We start from the raw sequence: 20856 nt of genomic DNA, 5'->3' as shown, positions 1-20856 counted from the left end.
TGGCAGGATGAACTGGTATGGAATGCGGGCACATGAAGTGGAAGAAAGAACGAATACGAATGTAAAGGTTGGACTTACAGAGAAAGAAGCAGAAGGGCGAATTAAGAAATTTGGTACAAATGAATTAGAAGAAGCAAAAAGGCCTTCTGCACTAATGGTATTTTTAGCACAATTTAAAGATTTTATGGTACTTGTTTTATTTGGAGCAACAATTGTTTCTGCATTTTTAGGTGAATATATTGATTCTATAGCTATTGTTGCCATTGTCATTATCAATGGTATTCTAGGTTTTTTTCAAGAAAGAAAGGCTGAAAAATCATTGGAAGCTTTAAAAGAACTAGCCGCCCCGCAAGTTACGGTAATGAGGAATGGAAAGTGGGTAAAGGCACCATCTAAAGCACTTGTTTTAGGTGATGTTATTAAATTTTCCAGTGGTGATCGTATTGGGGCTGACGTCCGTCTCGTTGAGGCATCGAGTTTATATATCGAAGAGTCTGCCCTGACAGGAGAGTCAGTACCTGTACAAAAGAAGATAGAAGCATTGCAAGGGCAAGATGTTTCAATTGGTGATCAAAAAAATATGGCTTTTATGGGTACGATGATTACGCGAGGATCTGGAACAGGAGTCGTTGTAGCGACTGGTATGAATACCGCAATGGGCCAAATTGCAAATATGTTGCAAAATGCAGAGCAAATGGAAACACCACTGCAAAGAAGATTAGAGCAACTCGGGAAAATATTAATTATTGTAGCTCTTATTTTGACAGCACTCGTTGTATTAGCAGGTGTGTATCAAGGGAATGAAGTATACCATATGTTTTTAGCAGGTGTATCCTTAGCTGTTGCTGCTATTCCAGAAGGATTGCCCGCAATCGTTACAGTAGCTTTATCACTTGGTGTACAGCGTATGATAAAAAAGAGAGCAATTGTAAGAAAGTTACCAGCTGTAGAAACATTAGGTTGTGCTTCTGTAATTTGTTCTGATAAAACAGGAACAATGACACAAAACAAAATGATGGTAACACATATGTGGTCAGGTGGAGAGTTGTGGAAAGTGACTGGTCAAGGATATGAACCTAATGGATCTTTTATGAAAGGTGAAATAGAAGTTAATCCAGCTAAGACAAAAGCGCTTTATCAGCTACTTACATTCGGTTCACTATGTAACAATGCAAATATTATTCAAAAGAAAAAGGCGTATGTATTAGATGGGGATCCAACAGAGGGAGCACTTGTAGCTGCAGCAATGAAAGCGGGAATAACACGTGATGCACTGAAAGGGAAGTTCGAGATTATTCGTGAGTTCCCATTTGATTCGACTCGAAAGATGATGAGTGTTATTGTCCGTGATCGAGATGGGAAAAAGTTTGTTGTTACGAAAGGAGCTCCAGACGTCCTCCTGCAAATGAGCCAAACAATCTTATGGGGTGATAAGCAGCAACCGATGAGTGAGTTATATAGAAAAGAAGTACAGGCGGCTATTCATAGTTTAGGTAGCCAAGCGCTTCGAACAATTGCGGTTGCATTTAAGCCATTAAAAGTAACAGATTCCACTGAACATGAGAGAGATGTTGAAAAAGATTTTATGTTAATCGGTATACAAGGTATGATCGATCCGCCAAGACCAGAGGTAGCGCAGGCGGTAAAAGAGTGTAAAGAAGCTGGTATTCGAACAGTGATGATTACAGGAGATCATAAAGTAACAGCGATGGCGATTGCGGAACAATTAGGGGTTTTACCACCAGGAGGTCGTGTGGTGGAAGGTGTTGAGCTAGCAAATATGGATATAGAGGAACTAGAAAATGTTGTAGAAGATACTTACGTATTTGCTCGTGTATCACCAGAACATAAATTAAAAATTGTTAAATCATTGCAAAATAAAGGGCATATAGTAGCGATGACAGGAGATGGAGTAAACGATGCACCAGCTATAAAAACAGCGGATATTGGGATAGCGATGGGTATTACAGGAACAGACGTTGCGAAAGAAGCTTCTTCGCTTGTATTGTTAGATGATAACTTTGCGACGATTAAATCAGCGATTAAAGAAGGTAGAAACATATACGAAAATATTCGAAAGTTTATTCGATATTTGTTAGCATCAAACGTCGGCGAAATTTTAGTTATGTTATTTGCGATGTTACTGGCACTGCCATTGCCGATGGTTCCAATTCAAATATTATGGGTGAACTTAGTTACCGACGGTTTACCAGCGATGGCATTAGGTTTGGATAAGGCGGAAGGAGATGTGATGAAGAGAACGCCGCGGCATCCGAAAGAGGGAGTATTCGCCAGAGGGCTTGCCTGGAAAATTATAAGTCGAGGGTTCCTCATTGGAGCAGTGACGTTAGTAGCGTTTATTATCGCATATAATCAACATCCGAATGAACTGAAATATGCACAGACAGTAGCATTTGCGACTTTGGTACTTGCGCAACTTATTCATGTGTTTGATTGCCGAAGTGAACATTCTGTCTTTCATCGCAATCCATTTGGGAACGTGTATTTAGTAGGGGCTGTTATCATTTCATTGTTGTTAATGCTCGTTGTTATTTATTATCCACCGTTACAACCAATTTTTAGTACAATGCCAATACAAGCAAGAGATTGGTTGTTAATTGGAGGTTTGTCATCAATTCCGACTTTCTTATTAGTAGGTTCTTTATTAACAAGGAAAAAAGGTAAGGAGAAAAAGCCACTTTTATATAAGAAGGGATTAAACTTGAAATAGTCAATGATATGAAAATGTGATATAATTTACAGAAGGTAGTAGAGCCTTGTCTCTATTACCTTTTTCATTGAGTTATTTCATGGCTTGGATGTGATAAAAATGATTTCTAGTATGACAGGGTTTGGAAGGTCGAAAGTAGAAAGTGATACTTTTCAGATTACAGTAGAAATGAAATCGGTGAACCACCGTTTTCTTGAGATGAGTATTCGACTTCCGAAGCAAATGATGGTATTTGAAGACAAAATTCGTAAAATAATCGCACAGCAAGTTCGACGTGGGCGCATTGAAGTGTCTATTAGTATAACGGGTGAAGGGCTTGTTGAAAGAAAATTAAGTGTGAATTGGTCGCTTCTCAAGCAGTACCAATCGATGATGGAAGATATAAAAGGAAAATTTCAATTGCAAGATTCTATTACACTTGGGCAATTAATGGCAATGCCAGAAGTAACGGCAATTGAAGAAATAGAAAACGTAAATGAACAATTTGAGAATAGTTTATATGAGGCTGTTCGCCAAGCTGCTCAAATGTTGAAAACGATGAGAGATGGCGAAGGAGAACGATTACATAAAGATATGGCGTATCGTTTACAAGAGATTCACAATTGTGTAAATGCAATTACTCCACATGCACCGATTGTTACACAAAAATATCGTGAACGATTAGAAAATCGCTTAAAGGAATTACATAATCAAGATCTAGACGAACAAAGATTGCTAACAGAAGTCGCGATGTTTGCAGAGCGTTGTGATATTCATGAAGAGTTAGTTCGTTTACAAAGTCATTTAGAACAATTTCGTGAAACACTGCAGATTGAAGAGCCTGTTGGAAGAAAAATGGACTTCATCGTGCAAGAGATGCATCGAGAAATTAATACGATTGGTTCGAAGGCAAATGACTTAACAATTTCAAAATATGTTGTAGAAATGAAAAATAACCTTGAAAAAATTCGTGAACAAGTACAAAATATTGAGTAGCTTTCAAAAAATATATAAAGTTATACGTGGTGGAGAAATCGGATAGACTTACTAGGAGGCGCAAACTATGGCCATGCGGTTTTTAAATATTGGATACGGAAATATTGTATCTGCTCATCGAATTATTGCTATTGTAAGTCCGGAGTCAGCTCCTATTAAACGAACAGTACAGGAAGCACGTGAACATAATGCTTTACTAGATGCTACGTATGGGAGAAAAACAAGGGCGGTTATTGTTATGGATGATGGGCATGTTGTATTAAGTCCAATTCAGCCAGAGACGATTGCACATCGTTTGAATAATAAAGAAGATTTAAGTGAGGAAGGGTAGGTTTTACATATTTATGAGAAGTAGAAGAGGATTGCTCATCGTTCTTTCAGGACCTTCTGGGGTTGGTAAAGGAACGGTTCGAAAAGAGCTGTTTAGCCATGAGGATACACGTTTTCAATACTCTATTTCAGTAACGACACGTAAGCCGCGTGAAGGTGAAGTAGATGGTGTGGATTATTTCTTTAAAGAGAGAGAAGAATTTGAGGAAATGATTCGTAATGAAAAATTACTTGAGTGGGCTGAGTTCGTAGGTAATTATTACGGAACACCGATTGACTATGTTGAAAAAACATTACAAGAAGGAAAAGATGTATTCTTAGAAATTGAAGTGCAAGGAGCAATTCAAGTTAAGAAAGCTTTCCCAGAAGGTGTATTTATTTTCTTAGCACCCCCAAGTTTATCTGAGCTAAAAAACCGAATTGTCGGCCGTGGTACAGAAACTGAAGATGTTATTGAAAATCGCTTAACTGTAGCGAAAGAAGAAATCGAAATGATGGACGCTTACGACTATGTTGTAGAAAATGATCAAGTTGAATTAGCTTGTGATAGAATTAAAGCAATTGTGGTTGGTGAACATTGCCGCCGCGAAAGAGTAGCAAAATATTATAAAGAAATGACGGAGGGTCTATAATTATGTTAAATCCATCAATTGATTCATTACTAACAAAAATCGATTCTAAATATACACTTGTAACAGTAGCTGCAAAGCGTGCACGTGAAATGCAACTTGCTAACAACTGTGTTATTGAACAACCTGTTTCTCATAAATGTGTAGGTAAAGCATTAGAAGAAATCGATGTAGAAGTGTTAAAATATGTACCAAGCGAAGGCAAAATAATTGATTAAGATATTATTTTCGACAAATTAAAACATAGACTTTATAATTTTCTATGTAACGGTAACAACCTATTTACAAGTAGGTTGTTATTTTTTTACGATAGGATGAAATATTGGTACTGAAGAGCTGAGAAACCTGTTTCAGTATTATAAGTTTGAAAAAGAAAGAGGACGAGCCATATGCTAAAAGGGAAAAAGATACTCCTATGTGTAACAGGAGGCATTGCGGTCTTTAAAGCGGCTGCGTTAACTAGTAAATTGACACAAGCTGGTGCTATTGTAAAGGTGATCATGAGTGAGTCGGCAATAAAGTTTGTTACGCCTCTTACATTCCAAGCACTTTCTCGTCATGATGTATATACAGATACATTCGATGAGAAAGACTCAGCTGTTATTGCTCATATCGATTTAGCAGATTGGGCAGATGTAGTACTTGTTGCACCTGCTACAGCCAATTGTATCGGGAAGTTAGCTGGTGGTATTGCGGATGATATGATTACAACTACTTTGTTAGCTACTACAGCTCCAGTATGGATTGCACCTGCTATGAATGTGCATATGTACGAAAATAAAATTGTTCAAAAAAATATGATGACGTTAAAAACGTTAGGATATACATTTATTGAGCCTGGGGAAGGCTTTTTAGCGTGTGGTTATGTAGCGAAGGGAAGACTAGAGGAACCTGAAGCAATTATTGCGCGGTTAGAAGAAGCATTCACGGAACAAAAACCACTACAAGGTAAGAAAATGTTAATAACTGCTGGCCCGACGCGTGAAAAGATTGATCCAGTTCGTTTTATGACGAATTTTTCTTCTGGAAAAATGGGGTATGCGATTGCAGAAGTAGCAGCGAACTTAGGGGCTGATGTCATACTTGTTTCGGGGCCGACGGCATTAAATCCGCCACTACATGTAACAACGATACAAGTGGATTCAGCGCAGGATATGTTAGAAGCAGTCCTTCAACATTATCAAAATGTAGATGTTGTCATCAAAACAGCAGCTGTTGCAGATTATCGCCCGAAATATGTTCATGATAATAAAATGAAAAAGCAGAATGGTGATGCTGTAATTGAATTAGAGAGAACGGTAGATATTTTAAAAACGCTAGGTGAGAAGAAGGGTAAACAGTTACTTATCGGTTTTGCTGCTGAAACGACAAACGTAGAGGAATACGCAACGAAAAAGTTACGTGAGAAAAATGCGAATATGATTGTTGCGAATGATGTAAAAGCGCAAGGAGCTGGATTTGGCACAGATACGAACATTGTAACAATGTATAGAAAAGATGGAAAAGTTATTGAGTTGCCACTTTTAACAAAGAAAGAGGTAGCTCGCGAAATATTAAAGCAAATTGAAATGATGTTAGAAGATGATCGTTTATGAAATTTGCAAGTGTAATTGTTGATGTACCTGCCCGTCAGACAGATAGACCGTTTGATTACATTATCCCTAGAAAATGGGAAGATATTGTACAGACAGGAATGCGTGTAGTAGTTCCATTTGGTCCAAGAAAATTGCAAGGTTTTATTATTGAGATTAAAGATTCGGTTGACGTGGAAAGTAAGAAATTAAAGACAATCCATGAAATATTAGATGTAACACCGGTTTTAAATGATGAATTATTAAAGCTTGGATATTGGCTTACAAGTGAAACGTTATGTTATATGATTTCAGCATTTCAAGTCATGCTTCCGACAGCGATAAAAGCAACGTATAAAAAGCGTCTACAACTTCGTAAACAAGAAGAAGTAGCACCTGCAATACTGTATTTATTTCAGGATAAGGAAGCAATCGATTGGGAAGTTATTGAGGCGCAGCCACATTTATACCGCGCTATTCAACAAGAAATTAAAAATGGTACGATGGAAGTCGTATATCAAGTGAAAGATAAAGTGCAGAAGAAGAAACAAAGAGTCGTTCAGCCAGAGTTGCCGGAAGATAAATTAGAATTAGCTGCATTTGAATTGAAAAGTAAAAAACAACAAGATGTACTCTATTATTTTGTGGAAAATTATAAAAGTGTACAGTTGAAATTGTTAACAGAAGAGCTACAAATAACAGATGCTCCAATAAAATCACTTGTTAAAAAGGGGCTAATCTCAGAAAAATATGTGGAAGTATACCGGAATCCGTATGAAGATGATGATTTTGAACAAACGAAACCATTTCCACTTACAGAGGAACAAAAGCAAGTTATTACACCTATTTTATCATCAATTACAAATGAAACTTACAATCCATTTTTACTATATGGTGTTACAGGAAGCGGAAAGACAGAAGTATATTTACAATCTATAGCAGCGGTGCTGAAGAAGGAAAAAGAAGCTATTGTACTCGTTCCTGAAATTGCGCTAACGCCTCAAATGGTAGATCGTTTTAAAGGTAGATTTGGCTCGCAAGTAGCGGTTCTTCATAGTGCACTGTCTGTTGGTGAAAAATATGATGAATGGCGTAAGATTTTAAGAAAAGAAGTGAAAGTGGTAGTTGGTGCCCGTTCAGCTATTTTTGCTCCTTTTGAAAATTTAGGGATTATTATTATTGATGAAGAGCATGAATCGAGTTATAAGCAAGAAGATAACCCGAAGTATCATGCAAGAGATGTAGCGGTGTGGAGAGGGCAATATCATAAATGTCCAATCGTTCTTGGAAGTGCAACGCCTACACTTGAATCATTTGCAAGAGCGACAAAAGGTGTTTATGAACTATTAACGATGGAAAAACGTATGAACGAACAAGCTTTACCAACAGTAGAAATTGTTGACATGCGTGAAGAACTTCGCGACGGGAATCGATCAATGTTTTCGAAGGCGTTGCATGAAAAAATAGCAGATCGACTAGAAAAGAAAGAACAAATGGTTCTCTTTTTAAATAGGAGAGGTCATTCAACATTTGTGATGTGTCGTGATTGCGGGTATGTTGTACAATGTCCACATTGTGATATTTCGCTGACGTATCATAAAATGAACCATCGTTTAAAATGTCATTATTGCAGTTATGAGGAGAATATGCCAACTGCGTGTCCAGCTTGTCAAAGTACATATATTCGTTTCTTTGGTACAGGCACACAAAAAGTAGAAGAAGAAATTACAAAACTATTTCCAGAAGCGCGAGTCATTCGAATGGACGTAGATACGACAAGTCGCAAAGGAATGCATGAGAAGTTATTAAAGGCATTTGGTGAAGAGAAAGCAGATATATTACTCGGGACACAAATGATCGCCAAAGGACTTGATTTTCCGAAAGTAACGCTCGTTGGTGTTTTAACTGCAGATACGATGCTTCACTTACCTGATTTTCGGGCGAGTGAAAAAACATATCAATTATTGACGCAAGTAAGTGGACGGGCAGGTAGACATGAATTGCCAGGGGAAGTTGTAATTCAAACGTATACGCCAGAACATTATAGTATAGAGTTAGCAAAGAACCAGCAATATGATGTGTTTTTTGACCAAGAAATGCAAATGAGACGAACAAGACAATATCCACCTTATTACTATGTTGTACTTGTAACGGTATCTCATCCAGAATTATTAAAGGCAGTGCAAGTGACGGAAAAAATTGTCGGTCATTTACGAATGCATTGTTCGCAGCAAACGATGGTGTTAGGGCCAGTTGCTTCAGCAATTCCAAGGATAAAAGATAGATATCGTTACCAATGCATGATAAAATACAAACGGGAACCAAACTTAAAGAACGTGCTCAAAATGGTAAATGAACATTATCAAGCAGAAATGCAAAAAGAGCTACAAATCTCAATTGATTTTAATCCAACAATGTTAATGTAGCGGAGGGAAATATGGCAGTTTTAGAAATAGTAAAGCATCCAAATGAAGTGTTAGAAACACCATGTGAAAGAGTAATTAACTTTGATAAAAAGTTAGTGAAATTGTTGAAAGATATGCATGAAACAATGTTAATGGCGGACGGAGTCGGTTTAGCTGCACCTCAAGTAGGGGTAAGCTTGCAAGTAGCAGTTGTTGATGTCGATGATGATACTGGGAAAATCGAGTTAATCAATCCATCAATATTAGAAAAACGTGGTGAACAAGTAGGTCCCGAAGGCTGTTTAAGCTTCCCGGGACTTTATGGTGAAGTGGAACGTGCAGATTATATTAAAGTAAGAGCACAGAATCGCCGAGGTAAAGTGTTTTTATTAGAAGCGGAAGGATTTTTAGCGCGTGCAATTCAACATGAAATCGATCATTTACACGGTGTTCTATTTACATCGAAAGTGACAAGATATTATGAAGAAAACGAATTAGAATAGGTGTTAAAAGGAGCGGTTTTTAAATGATTAAAGTAGTATTTATGGGAACACCGGACTTTTCAGTGCCGGTGCTTCGTCGTCTTATCGAAGATGGCTATGATGTAGTAGGTGTTGTGACGCAACCAGATCGTCCGGTAGGTAGAAAAAAAGTATTAACACCTACACCTGTTAAAGTTGAAGCGGAGAAACATGGTATTCCGGTGTTACAACCACTGAAAATTCGTGAAAAAGACGAATATGAAAAAGTATTAGCATTAGAGGCGGATTTAATTGTAACAGCTGCGTTCGGTCAGATTGTACCAAACGAAATTTTAGAAGCGCCAAAGTACGGATGTATTAATGTCCATGCCTCTTTACTTCCAGAACTACGCGGTGGTGCACCGATTCATTATGCAATTATGGAAGGTAAAGAAAAAACAGGAATTACAATTATGTATATGGTAGAAAAATTAGACGCTGGTGATATTTTAACGCAAGTAGAAGTGGAAATTGAAGAGCGTGAAACGACGGGCTCGTTATTTGATAAGTTAAGTGAAGCCGGTGCACATCTTCTATCTAAAACAGTACCTTTATTAATTCAAGGTAAGTTAGAACCGATTAAACAAAATGAAGATGAAGTGACATTCGCATATAATATAAAACGTGAGCAAGAGAAAATTGATTGGACAAAAACAGGTGAAGAAGTATACAATCACATTCGCGGATTGAACCCATGGCCAGTTGCATATACGACTTTAGCAGAACAAGTTGTTAAAGTATGGTGGGGAGAGAAAGTTTCTCTAGAAGCGAAAGCTGAACCAGGTACAATAGTTGGTCTTGAAGAAGATGGATTTGTTGTTGCAACAGGGAATGAAATAGGTGTTAAAATTACTGAATTGCAACCGTCGGGTAAAAAGCGTATGAGTTGTTCACAATTTTTACGTGGGACAAAACCTGAAATTGGCACGAAGTTAGGAGAAAATGCATGAGACAAAATGTTCGTGAATTAGCTCTTGATGGTTTAATTCAAGTAGAAAAAAGTGGTGCATATAGTAACTTACTTTTAAATAATCTAATTGAAAAAAATGCAATTGATAGAAAAGATATTGGTTTATTAACTGAAATTGTATATGGAACGATTCAACGTCGTGACACATTAGATTATTATTTACAGCCTTTTTTAAAAAAGAAGGTTGAGGCGTGGGTAAGAGTATTGCTTCGCTTATCTTTATATCAAATGATATATTTGGACCGAGTGCCAGAAAGAGCGGCTATTCATGAAGCGGTTGAAATAGCAAAGCGTCGTGGGCATAAAGGGATTTCAGGCATGGTGAACGGAGTATTGCGTTCAATTCAGCGAGAAGGTGTACCTTCATTAGATGAAATCAAAGATCCAGTGGAACGTCTTGCAATTGCAACGAGTCACCCAGTTTGGTTAGTACAAGATTGGGCATCTGAATATGGTTTAGAGACAGCAGAGAAAATGTGTGAAGTAAACATGTTACCACCAGTACCTACAGCACGTGTGAACGTTGATAAAGTAACGGTAGAAGAAGCAATTGAGTTGTTGGCAAGTGAAGGAATAGAAGCAAAGTCTGGCGATTTGTCAGATGATGCAATTCAAATTGAAAGAGGGAATGTAGCGCATACAGAAGCGTTTAAAAAAGGGTTCCTTTCTATTCAAGATGAAAGCTCTATGCTTGTTGCACGTGCTTTAGACCCGAATGAGGGAGAGACAGTTCTTGATAGTTGTGCTGCTCCTGGTGGTAAAACTACGCATATAGCTGAGCGTTTAAAGGGAACTGGTAAAGTAATGTCTCTTGATTTACACGCGCATAAAGTGCGTTTAATTAAACAACAAGCAGAGCGACTTGGTCTAGAAAATATAGAAACAAAAGCGTTAGATGCTAGAAAAGTGCAAGAGCACTTTGCAAATGAAACTTTTGATAAAATATTAGTAGATGCACCATGTTCTGGATTTGGGGTAATTAGACGTAAACCTGATATTAAGTTAGGAAAAGATAAAGGCGATAGTGAAAGATTATCGACGATTCAACTTGCGATATTAGAAAAGATAGCACCATTATTAAAACAAGGCGGTCGTCTTGTTTATAGTACGTGCACAATTGAGAAAATAGAAAATGAACAAGTAATAGATAAATTTTTAAAAGAACATCCTGAATTTGAATGGGATACTACGATAAAAGAACGTATGCCAGAAAAATTAAGTCCGTATATTAATGAAGGTCAAGTACAAATTTTACCGCATTATTTTGCAACGGATGGCTTTTATATTGCTTGTTTAAGGAAGAAGGTGTAGCATCATGGAAACGACTGTAAAAAAACAAAAGAAAAATGTAGAAACGAAAAAACCATCAATTTACTCTTTACAACTTCATGAAATGCAAGATTGGTTAAAGGAACAAGGAGAACCGAAGTTCCGTGCTGGACAAATTTTTGACTGGCTATATAAAAAACGTGTAAAAAATTATGAGGATATGTCAAACCTTTCTAAAGGATTGCGTGATAAATTGTCGAATTCCTTTGATATTACTACTTTAAACACGTTAGTAAAACAAACGTCTTCGGATGGAACGATTAAATTCTTATTCCAGTTATATGATGGATACTCTATTGAAACGGTATTAATGCGACATGAATACGGAAATTCTATTTGTGTAACAACACAAGTTGGTTGTCGTATTGGCTGTACGTTCTGTGCTTCTACACTTGGCGGGTTAAAACGAAACCTAGAAGCTGGAGAAATTGTAGCGCAAGTAGTAGAAGTGCAACGCGCGCTTGATGAAACGGAAGAACGTGTAAGTTCTCTTGTTGTTATGGGAATTGGAGAACCATTTGATAACTATGATAATTTAATGGGATTTTTACGCATCACTAACCATGAAAAAGGACTTCATATTGGTGCAAGACATATGACAGTTTCGACGAGTGGTATTATTCCGAAAATTTACAAGTTTGCTGAAGAAGAGTTACAAATTAATTTTGCGATTTCATTGCATGCTCCAAATTCAGAATTACGTTCAAAATTAATGCCGATTAACCGTGCTTATAAGCTACCTGATTTAATGGAAGCTATTAAATACTATGTAAATAGAACAGGGCGTCGTATTACATTTGAATATGGACTATTTGGAGGAGAAAATGACCAAGTTGAGCACGCTGAAGAACTTGCTGCGCTCTTAAAAGGTGTAAAGTGTCATGTGAACTTAATTCCGGTTAACTACGTACCAGAACGTGATTACGTACGAACACCACGTGAGCAAATTTTCTTATTTGAAAAAACGCTTAAAGATCGTGGAGTGAATGTAACAATTCGCCGTGAACAAGGTCACGATATTGATGCTGCCTGCGGTCAGTTGCGTGCGAAGGAGCGCAAAGAAGAGACGAGGTGACGAGATGAAAGCCGTGTTTCTATCGGATAAAGGGAAAGTTCGTCAACATAATGAAGATAGTGCAGGAGTTTTTCACAATTTAGATGGAAATATTTTAGCGGTAGTAGCAGATGGAATGGGAGGTCATCGAGCTGGCGATGTAGCTAGTTCGATGGCCATTCAATTATTCCATGATTATTGGAAGCAAACGCATAATATGAATGAGCCTAAAAAAGTAGAAGAGTGGTTACATACTAGTGTTGGAATTATTAATGAACGCATTTTTGAATATTCTAAACAACACGTAGAGTGTGATGGTATGGGAACAACGATTATCATAGCAATTTGTACGCCTAATTTTGTAACAATAGGTCATATAGGAGATAGTCGTTGTTATATGGTATCAGAGGGAGTAATGTCGCTCGTAACGGAAGATCATTCACTTGTAAATGAACTTGTGAGACATGGTGAAATTTCAAAGGAAGATGCAGAATACCACCCGAAAAAAAATGTTTTGTTAAGAGCGCTAGGAACAGAAGAAAAAGTCGGATTAGATGTTAAAACATTGGTACTTGAAGAAGATGATCAATTGCTTCTTTGCTCTGATGGATTGTCTAATAAAGTCCCTATGACTGATATGCAACAAATTTTACAGTTAAATGAACAGCTCGAAGCTAAGGTGCAAAGTCTCATTCAATTGGCGAATGATCGTGGTGGAGAGGATAATATTACTCTTGTTCTTATTGATTATGCGGATTCGACAAACGAAAGTAGGTGAAGTGCAACGTGCTGATTGGAAAACGCTTAAATGACCGTTATAAGCTGCTAAAAATGATTGGCGGTGGAGGGATGGCCAATGTATATTTAGCTCATGATGACATACTCGGCCGAGATGTAGCGGTGAAAATATTAAGACTCGACTATTCCAATAACGAAGAGTTTATTAAACGTTTCCATCGAGAAGCGCAATCTGTTACAACGTTGTCGCATCCAAATATTGTGAATATGTATGATGTTGGAGAAGAAGATGGTATATATTATCTTGTAATGGAGTATGTACCTGGACAAACATTAAAGCAATACATAATTGAGCAAGGGATGTTACCTATAGGGGAAGCTCTTGATATTATGGAGCAATTAACATCCGCCATGGCACACGCTCATCATTTTGAAATTGTGCATCGTGATATAAAACCGCACAATATTTTAATTCGAGCTGATGGAGTAGTAAAAGTAACAGATTTTGGAATTGCGACAGCTACAAGTGCAACAACTATTACACATACAAATTCAGTACTTGGTTCGGTGCATTATTTATCACCAGAACAAGCGCGCGGCGGGATAGCAAATAAACAATCAGATATTTATTCGCTTGGTATTGTTATGTTCGAATTGTTAACAGGAAGACAACCGTTTTCTGGTGAATCTGCTGTTGCAATAGCTTTAAAACATTTACAAAGTGAAATACCGTCTCCAAGAAGATGGAATGAAAATATTCCGCAAAGTGTTGAGAATATTATATTAAAGGCAACTGCTAAAGATCCGTTCCATCGATACCAATCTGCTAATGCGATGAAACGAGATATTGAAACGGCTTTATATCCAGAACGAATTAATGAACAGCCATTTTACATACCAGAAGATATGGAAGCGACGAAAGCGATTCCAATTATCCAACAAGAACAATTATTTGAAAATGTAACTGATGAAACGATTGTTTTAAGTGGAAGTAAAGTGGATGAACCAAAAAGAAAAGAACATACTGAATTAGATAAGAAGAAAAAACGAAGTAATAAATGGATTAAGGTTTTAATTACGACATTTTTACTTTTAGCAATTGGAATAACATTAGCTCTTACTGTTATTCCGGGATTCTTTATTCCGAAAGATGTAAAAGTTCCTGATGTGGCTGGTATGAAATATACGACAGCTGTAAATAAGTTGGTAGAAAAAGGTTTTGAAGTGACAGAACCTAATATTGTATATACAGATGATGTGGAAGCTGGAGATGTAATAAAAACTGATCCTGTAGCAGGAAGAGTAGTGAAGGAAAGTTCTAAAATTACTATCTATCAATCAGGTGGAAAAAAGAAAAGTAAGATGAAGGATTTTACAGGTCAAAACTTTGAGAGTGTAAAACCCGAGTTAGAAGAAAGATATAAACAGGTTACTGAAAATTATATTGAAAATGATAAACCAAAAGGTGAAATTGTAGAACAAATACCGACACCTGATCAAATGGTTGTAGAGGCGGAGCAAGAACTGAAAGTTTGGATAAGTAAAGGTCCTTATCAAAATAGACCAGGTGATTTTTCAAGATGGACTGAAAATAGTGCAACTGGTGATTTGAATGAGAGAAAATTAACTCCAGATATAAAACGAGAGTATTCAGATACGGTTGATAAAGGTCTTGTAATTTCGCAATCGCCAAAACCAGGAACTCCGTTAAAAGAAGGAGATAAAGTGACACTTATCATCTCGAATGGCCCTAAGCCGAAAGTAACAAAAACAGTGAAGGTGGATAACATTTCTATCCCATATGAGTCTTCTATAATAGGTGAGAAAAAACCGCAAACAATAGAAATTTATAAAGAAGATATGCAACAAAAGATGGATAGACCAATTGAAACTAGAACGATTTCAGAGTCGGCAACAATTTCTTTAGAATTTGTAATTCAAGAAGGCTCAAAGGGTCACTATAAAATCGTACGGGATGGAGTAACGATTATCGATAAGGAAGTACCATATCCAACTCAATAATAGTGAATTCCATTTTCTTTTTATAGAGAATGGAATGCATTACCCTTGCCTGTTATGCTGTCTACAAGGTGGACTGTATAACAGGCAAAAATATATGATTCAAAAAGCTATACAAGTGATATTGTTGTAAAAAATATTTCGAATTGATGGTAGAGATTAAATATATGAACCTGGTTATATATTGGTGGGTTTTAAAATAATTGTTTAAAGAACTCTAGTCTATTCGTTTTAATTACAGCTTCACTTTATACAAAATAAAGGAGAATTATATGCCAGAAGGAAAAATTGTAAAAGCTTTAAGTGGATTTTATTATGTACAACATGAAGAAGGGGTTACACAATGTCGTGGGCGTGGTGTATTTAGAAAAAATAAAATTACACCACTTGTAGGAGACCAAGTCGTTTTTCAAGCAGATAACCCAACGGAAGGCTACGTGCTTGAAGTATTTGATCGAAAAAATGAACTTGTTAGGCCTCCTATTGCTAATGTGGATCAAGCAATCCTTGTTTTCTCTGCAGTAGAACCAGATTTTAATCCTGGACTGTTAGATCGATTTTTAGTGCTGATTGAATATCATAACATTAAGCCGATTATTTGTATTAGTAAGATGGATTTAGTGGATGAAAAGATGCGAGAAACCGTTGAAGCTTATGCAAATGATTATCGTGAAATGGGTTATGATGTATTATTTACTTCTATAAATACATCGGAAAGTATTGCTATTTTAAAACCATTTTTAGAAGGTTGTGTTTCTGTCGTTGCTGGCCAATCAGGTGTTGGGAAATCTTCGATGCTTAACGTATTACGTCCGGATTTAGAACTAAAAACAAATGATATTTCCTCACATTTAGGACGCGGAAAACATACGACAAGACACGTGGAATTAATTGCAGTTGGAAGTGGACTTGTTGCGGATACACCTGGTTTTAGTTCACTTGATTTCATAGATATAGAGGTAGAAGATCTTACATATTGTTTTCCTGAGTTGAAAGAAGCGAGCCAATACTGTAAATTTAGAGGGTGTACACATCTTTCTGAACCGAAATGTGCGGTGAAAGCTGCGGTTGAAGAAGGAAAGATTACAGAATATCGTTATAAGAATTACCAACAATTCGTAGAAGAAATTAGAGAGAGAAAGCCGAGGTATTAGTTATGATTAAAATTGCACCATCGATCTTATCAGCAGATTTTTCAAAATTAGGGGAAGAAATTAAAGATGTAGAAAAAGGCGGAGCTGATTACATTCATGTCGATGTAATGGACGGGCATTTTGTACCGAATATTACGATTGGGCCATTAATTGTAGAAGCGATCCGTCCGATTACATCATTACCGTTAGATGTGCATTTAATGATTGAAAATCCTGATAACTATATCCCAACTTTCGCGAAAGCGGGAGCGGATATTATTACTGTTCATGTAGAGGCGTGTCCTCATTTACATCGTACAATTCAGTTAATTAAATCTCATGGCATTAAAGCAGGGGTTGTATTAAATCCACATACGCCAGTTTCGGTGATTGAGCATGTGTTAGAAGATATAGATATGGTATTACTTATGACGGTGAATCCTGGATTTGGTGGACAGAAATTTATCCATTCTGTATTACCGAAAATTAAACAAGTTGCAGAAATGGTTAAAGAGCGAAATCTAGAAGTCGAAATTGAAGTTGATGGTGGTGTCAACGCTGAAACGGCAAGACTTTGTGTTGAAGCAGGAGCAAATGTACTTGTAGCTGGATCAGCGGTATACAATCAAAAAGACCGCGGTGAAGCGATCCGTATCATTCGTGGATAATGAATGAACAGATCCCTATCCTAGTGAAGTTTCGGGTTTAGTAAGACTTCACTATTTAGAAAGGATAGAGCGAAAAATATGTAAAAAGGCAATCTACCGAATGGCAGATTGCCTTTTTACAATAGAAGGGGAAGGAAAAATGATTATTCATATTTTAGCAGGAGGCCCTGCAGAATATTGCGCAGATTTTTCTCGATATGAAAATGAAGAAGTAGTGTGGGCGGCGGTTGATAGAGGAGTGTACCATTTACTAAAAAGAGGGATTACTCCATCTGTTGCGTTCGGAGATTACGATTCAGTAACTGAAGAAGAATTAGTATGGATGGGACAGCGAACAGATGAATTACATATTGTTCCACGAGAAAAAGATCAAACGGATTTAGAGATTGCAATTAGTTGGGCTTTAGAACAGAAACCCAAATTAATTCGTATTTTTGGTGCAACTGGTGGGCGGTTGGATCATGGTTTAGCAAATATACAGATGCTTTTAAAGGGTTTAGAAGCAAAAGTGGAAATGTGTATTGTGGATAATAAAAATGAAATAATGGTGAAAAAAGTTGGTACATATACAATTGGAATAAATAAAAATTTCCCCTATGTATCATTTGTGCCAGTTACTGAAAGTGTAGAAGGTATTACACTACAAGGATTTAAGTACCCTCTTACTAATAAAACGATAGAGTGGGGATCGACACTTTGTATTAGTAATGAACTCATTGAGGAAAAAGGTACTTTTTCATTCGCATCTGGCATATTAATGATGATAAGAAGCACTGATTGAAGAAACAATTTTGCTCCTTGCATCATATAGTGGGCAAGTGGAGTAAAGGGGATTAGGAGGGAAACCATGAGATTTTATACAATTAAGTTACCTAAATTTCTTGGTGGAATTGTTCGTGCGATGTTAAACACCTTCAAAAAAGACTAAAAAAAGCACCGATAATAGGTGCTTTTTCCATTGGTATAGTAAAAAAAGAGCCTAGCGGCTCTTTTTTTTATTATTAAACACGTTCGATTTTGCCAGATTTTAATGCTCTAGCAGAAACGTAAACACGTTGAACTTTACCGTCGATGCGTACGCGAACTTTTTGAAGGTTAGCGCCCCATTTACGTTTTGTAGCGTTCATTGCGTGAGAACGAGAGTTACCAGAACGAGCTTTTCTTCCAGTGATAGCACAAACACGAGCCATTTATATTTCCCTCCCTTGACACCTTACCATACGTAATTTTTCAATGTTAGTCTTTTTTGCGATGCTAAAAACACTACTATAATTTAACACAACTAAAAAGAGAATGCAACACTGTAGAAAAAAGAAATCAAGAAAAATTACTTGACACTATATGTAAGTGAAGAAAAGTTGAAATCAAGAAAATTTGCTTGACATATTATAGTGGTACATGTTGTATAATAACAATGGACTATTTTGCTCATCATAGAAAAGTGTAGTATAAAACATAAAATATGAGAGTGAAAAGAAAGAACGATGGAATTTTCTTTGAAAAGATTATATGATAGTAACTAAAGTAGTCTAGCTCACTTTCACCATTTATGAAGGGGGAAACGAGATGTCAATTGAAATTAAAACGAAGTACGGACAAATTGATATTAGTACAGATGTAATTGCAACAATTGCTGGAGGTGCCGCGGTAGATTGCTACGGTATCGTAGGTATGGCATCAAAAAATCAGTTAAAAGATGGATTAACAGACATTTTACGAAAAGAAAACTTCACTAGAGGTGTTATTGTTCGTAAAGATGAAGATGAAGTACATATTGATATGTATATTATTGTGAGCTATGGTACGAAAATTTCAGAAGTAGCACATAACGTGCAGACGAAAGTGAAATATACATTAGATCAAACTGTAGGACTAGCAGTAGATTCTGTAAACATCTACGTACAAGGAGTTAAAGTAATAAACTTGTAATGTGCATTAAGGAGGAAAATCTGTGTCAATTCAAAAAATTGATGGGAAACGTTTATCACAAATGATCATGCAAGGAGCGAATAATTTAACAAATAATGTTCAGCTTGTTGATGCATTAAACGTATTTCCAGTTCCAGATGGCGATACCGGTACAAACATGAACTTATCAATGACTTCAGGCGCACGTGAAGTGAAAGCAAATCCTTCACAGCACGCTGGTAAAGTCGGTGTAAGTTTAGCCAAAGGATTATTAATGGGAGCTCGTGGTAACTCTGGTGTTATTTTATCTCAGTTATTCCGTGGTTTTTCAAAATCCATTGAACAAAAAGAAGAATTAACAACAGTTGATTTTGCTGCAGCTTTAGATGCTGGGGTAGAAGCGGCTTACAAAGCGGTTATGAAACCGATTGAAGGAACGATTTTAACGGTTGCAAGAGAAACGGGTAAATATGCAGTGACAGTTGCGAAAAAACAGCGCGACTTTGTTTTGTTTATGGAAGACGTTGTGAAAGAAGCCAATGCATCGTTAAATCGTACGCCAGATTTATTACCTGTATTAAAGCAAGTTGGCGTTGTAGATAGCGGTGGTAAAGGTCTTGTTGTTGTATATGAAGGATTTTTAGCTGACTTAAAAGGAGAAACAATTTCTTCTGATGTGTCTGCCCAACCATCTATGAATGACATGGTACGCGCAGAACATCACCGTAGTGTACAAAGCCAATTGAGTACAGAAGATATAAAGTATGGATATTGCACGGAATTCATGGTGAAATTAGAGCCTGAAAAAATGAAGGAACATAATTTCTCTGAACAAAAATTCCGTGAAGATATTAGTGTATACGGAGATTCACTACTTGTTGTATCAGATGATGAGGTTGTTAAGGTTCATATTCATGCGGAACATCCTGGAGATCCTATGAATTATGGGCAACGCTATGGTAGTTTAATTAAGATTAAAGTAGAAAATATGCGTGAACAGCATACCGCTTTATTAGATGAACCTACTATGGTTCCTGAGCAAACAACTCAATCGAAAGAAAAACAACCATATGGTATCGTAACTGTAGCTATGGGATCTGGTATTAAAACTTTATTTGAGAGCATTGGTGCAACGAAAGTAATCGAAGGTGGCCAAACGATGAATCCGAGTACGGAGGATATTGTGAAGGCGATTGAAGAGGCGAATGCTGAAAAAATCATCATCTTACCAAATAACGGAAACATCGTGATGGCAGCAGAACAAGCAGCGTCAGTTGTTGATCAAGAAGTTATTGTTATTCGTTCAAAAACAGTTCCTCAAGGTATGGCTGCAATGTTAGCATTTAATCCAGTTGGAACGTTAGAAGAAAATGAAGAAAACATGAAAGAAGCTTTATCTCATGTGAAAACGGGTCAAATTACGTATGCTGTTCGTGATACGGAAATTGACGGTGTAGCAATTCAAAAAGACGATTTCATGTGCATTGCGGATGGAAAAATCGTATCAACAAATGCTGAAAAAGTAGGAGCTGCAAAGCAATTATTAGAAGCATTGATTGATGAAGAGTCTGAAATCGTAACGATTCTACAAGGTGAAGATGCAACTGATGAAGAAGTAGCTGAGTTAGTTGCATTTGTAGAAGAGAAATTTGAAGATGCTGAAGTAGAAGTGCATGCTGGGAATCAACCAGTGTATTCTTTCATCTTCTCTGTAGAATAAAAAAGATTCGTTTTGAAAATAAATGGATCACTTACTTGCTAATGGATCAGAAGTAGTAATGTGAACGTTATTACTAGTTTTTATTCAAAAGGCTAGCATATGGAATAAAGAAAAGAGCCTTGCTGCTAATAGTGAGGCTCTTTTTTACTTGTTGT

General features: G+C 36.9%; 20 protein-coding genes. 19 read left to right on the top strand and 1 reads right to left on the bottom strand.

The window, feature by feature from the left end; genetic code table 11:
- The first annotated feature begins 7 nt into the window (after nt 1-7).
- The 17 genes from MHB70_RS17660 (at nt 8) to spoVM (ending at nt 18001) form a co-directional block, all read left to right on the top strand.
- Complete coding sequence (locus MHB70_RS17660) at nt 8-2731, top strand: calcium-translocating P-type ATPase, SERCA-type (protein ID WP_001104768.1); 2724 nt, start codon at nt 8-10, stop codon at nt 2729-2731.
- Nucleotides 2732-2830: 99 nt separating this feature from the next.
- Nucleotides 2831-3706 (top strand): YicC/YloC family endoribonuclease, encoded by an 876-nt coding sequence (locus MHB70_RS17655; protein ID WP_061529573.1) that lies wholly within the window; start codon nt 2831-2833, stop codon nt 3704-3706.
- 67 nt (nt 3707-3773) lie between these two features.
- Nucleotides 3774-4037 carry an extracellular matrix/biofilm regulator RemA gene (remA, locus tag MHB70_RS17650; RefSeq protein WP_001251456.1) on the top strand — a complete coding sequence of 88 codons (264 nt, stop codon included), beginning with the start codon at nt 3774-3776 and terminating at the stop codon, nt 4035-4037.
- A gap of 13 nt (nt 4038-4050) precedes the next feature.
- Nucleotides 4051-4668, top strand: coding sequence for a guanylate kinase (gene gmk, locus MHB70_RS17645; protein ID WP_001257739.1), 618 nt, complete (start codon nt 4051-4053; stop codon nt 4666-4668).
- Between the two features lie 2 nt (nt 4669-4670).
- Complete coding sequence (gene rpoZ, locus MHB70_RS17640; protein WP_000933967.1) at nt 4671-4883, top strand: DNA-directed RNA polymerase subunit omega; 213 nt, start codon at nt 4671-4673, stop codon at nt 4881-4883.
- 171 nt (nt 4884-5054) lie between these two features.
- Nucleotides 5055-6260, top strand: coding sequence for a bifunctional phosphopantothenoylcysteine decarboxylase/phosphopantothenate--cysteine ligase CoaBC (gene coaBC / locus MHB70_RS17635; protein WP_000911716.1), 1206 nt, complete (start codon nt 5055-5057; stop codon nt 6258-6260).
- The gene (gene priA, locus MHB70_RS17630; RefSeq protein WP_061529572.1) at nt 6257-8662 is read left to right on the top strand and encodes a primosomal protein N'; all 2406 of its coding nucleotides are present in this window, start codon (nt 6257-6259) and stop codon (nt 8660-8662) included. The genes coaBC and priA overlap by 4 nt, the downstream gene beginning before the upstream one ends.
- 11 nt (nt 8663-8673) lie before the next feature.
- Nucleotides 8674-9144: a peptide deformylase gene (def, locus tag MHB70_RS17625; protein WP_000279472.1), complete on the top strand. Its 471-nt coding sequence runs from the start codon at nt 8674-8676 to the stop codon at nt 9142-9144.
- Between the two features lie 23 nt (nt 9145-9167).
- A complete protein-coding gene (gene fmt / locus MHB70_RS17620; RefSeq protein WP_000598797.1) occupies nt 9168-10112 on the top strand; it encodes a methionyl-tRNA formyltransferase in 945 nt (314 codons plus the stop codon).
- Entirely contained in the window at nt 10109-11443 is a 1335-nt protein-coding gene (gene rsmB, locus MHB70_RS17615) for a 16S rRNA (cytosine(967)-C(5))-methyltransferase RsmB (protein WP_001249655.1), read from the top strand. The genes fmt and rsmB overlap by 4 nt, the downstream gene beginning before the upstream one ends.
- A 4-nt stretch (nt 11444-11447) precedes the next feature.
- Entirely contained in the window at nt 11448-12536 is a 1089-nt protein-coding gene (rlmN, locus tag MHB70_RS17610) for a 23S rRNA (adenine(2503)-C(2))-methyltransferase RlmN (RefSeq protein ID WP_000450536.1), read from the top strand.
- A gap of 4 nt (nt 12537-12540) precedes the next feature.
- Nucleotides 12541-13293, top strand: a complete 753-nt coding sequence (locus MHB70_RS17605; protein ID WP_000648690.1) for a Stp1/IreP family PP2C-type Ser/Thr phosphatase — start codon at nt 12541-12543, stop codon at nt 13291-13293.
- Nucleotides 13294-13301: 8 nt separating this feature from the next.
- Nucleotides 13302-15275 carry a serine/threonine protein kinase PrkC gene (gene prkC / locus MHB70_RS17600; RefSeq protein ID WP_000904738.1) on the top strand — a complete coding sequence of 658 codons (1974 nt, stop codon included), beginning with the start codon at nt 13302-13304 and terminating at the stop codon, nt 15273-15275.
- A gap of 269 nt (nt 15276-15544) precedes the next feature.
- On the top strand, nt 15545-16426 hold the full coding sequence (gene rsgA, locus MHB70_RS17595; protein ID WP_001113946.1) for a ribosome small subunit-dependent GTPase A: 882 nt from the start codon (nt 15545-15547) through the stop codon (nt 16424-16426).
- A 2-nt stretch (nt 16427-16428) separates the two neighbouring features.
- Complete coding sequence (rpe, locus tag MHB70_RS17590) at nt 16429-17073, top strand: ribulose-phosphate 3-epimerase (RefSeq protein WP_000589965.1); 645 nt, start codon at nt 16429-16431, stop codon at nt 17071-17073.
- Nucleotides 17074-17173: 100 nt separating this feature from the next.
- Nucleotides 17174-17854, top strand: a complete 681-nt coding sequence (locus tag MHB70_RS17585; protein WP_061529571.1) for a thiamine diphosphokinase — start codon at nt 17174-17176, stop codon at nt 17852-17854.
- A 66-nt stretch (nt 17855-17920) separates the two neighbouring features.
- On the top strand, nt 17921-18001 hold the full coding sequence (spoVM, locus tag MHB70_RS17580; RefSeq protein WP_001213599.1) for a stage V sporulation protein SpoVM: 81 nt from the start codon (nt 17921-17923) through the stop codon (nt 17999-18001).
- Nucleotides 18002-18074: 73 nt separating this feature from the next.
- Here the strand turns inward: spoVM and rpmB are convergent, their stop codons facing one another.
- Nucleotides 18075-18263 carry a 50S ribosomal protein L28 gene (gene rpmB / locus MHB70_RS17575; protein WP_000124776.1) on the bottom strand — a complete coding sequence of 63 codons (189 nt, stop codon included), beginning with the start codon at nt 18261-18263 and terminating at the stop codon, nt 18075-18077.
- 376 nt (nt 18264-18639) lie between these two features.
- Between rpmB and MHB70_RS17570 the strand changes: the two genes are divergently transcribed.
- Both MHB70_RS17570 and MHB70_RS17565 read left to right on the top strand, forming a co-directional pair.
- Complete coding sequence (locus MHB70_RS17570; protein WP_000021109.1) at nt 18640-19002, top strand: Asp23/Gls24 family envelope stress response protein; 363 nt, start codon at nt 18640-18642, stop codon at nt 19000-19002.
- Nucleotides 19003-19024: 22 nt separating this feature from the next.
- On the top strand, nt 19025-20701 hold the full coding sequence (locus tag MHB70_RS17565) for a DAK2 domain-containing protein (protein ID WP_000027119.1): 1677 nt from the start codon (nt 19025-19027) through the stop codon (nt 20699-20701).
- Nucleotides 20702-20856: the final 155 nt, after the last annotated feature.

Origin of the sequence: Bacillus sp. FSL M7-1020, assembly GCF_038050415.1 — a bacterium.
GTDB classification, from domain to species: Bacteria; Bacillota; Bacilli; order Bacillales; family Bacillaceae_G; genus Bacillus_A; species Bacillus_A toyonensis.
This window is presented reverse-complemented; position numbering and strand designations above follow the sequence as displayed.